The 790-nt window shown below is 60.3% G+C and carries 1 protein-coding gene; it reads left to right on the top strand.

Annotated elements, in window-relative coordinates; all coding sequences use genetic code 11:
• Positions 1 to 164 precede the first annotated feature (164 nt).
• Positions 165 to 790 (top strand): endonuclease/exonuclease/phosphatase family protein (locus tag AC1DLB_RS31220; RefSeq protein WP_477786431.1); only part of this gene is annotated, 626 nt, incomplete at its 3' end.

The raw sequence follows: 790 nt of genomic DNA, 5'->3' as shown, positions 1-790 counted from the left end.
CGGTTTGCCTGCTGCACCGTAGGTTCTGGTTTTACGACGGCTGCGCCGCCGAACGCAGCCTCGCGCTGCTCGACAGCTGCTACGGGGTTGTGGTGAATGTGTTTGAACTGCTCGCCCACGCATCAGTCGCATACATACAGCAGCCCTGATTCAGAGGAGTGAACGTGACCCACGATGCCGAACGCCAAGCCGTCGAATCAGTGCCATCGAACACGCCCCCGGCGATTCGCCGACTCAGAGTACTGACGGTCAATACTCACAAGGGTTTCACCGCCCTCAACCGACGTTTCATCCTCCCGGAACTGCGCGAAGCGGTACGCAGTACGTCGGCGGACCTGGTGTTTCTGCAGGAAGTGGTCGGTGAGCATGACCGGCATTCTTCCCGTTACAACGACTGGCCACCGACCTCGCAGTACGAATTCCTGGCCGACAGCATGTGGAGCGATTTCGCTTACGGTCGCAACGCGGTCTACCCCGACGGCCATCACGGCAATGCCCTGCTGTCGAAATACCCGATCCGCGAATTTCGCAACCTCGATGTCTCGATCACCGGCCCCGAGCGGCGCGGCTTGCTGCACTGTGTGCTGGATGTGCCGGGCCATGCCGAAGTGCATGCCATTTGCGTGCACCTGAGCCTGTTGGAAAGCCATCGACAACTCCAGCTGCAGTTGCTCTGCCTGTTACTCGAATCGTTGCCAGAGGACGCCCCGGTCATCATTGCCGGCGACTTCAACGACTGGCAGTTGCAAGGCAATGCCACCCTCGCCCGACGCGACTACCTGCATGAAGC

The sequence above is a fragment of the Pseudomonas sp. 05N434 genome (assembly GCF_056396965.1).
This window is presented reverse-complemented; position numbering and strand designations above follow the sequence as displayed.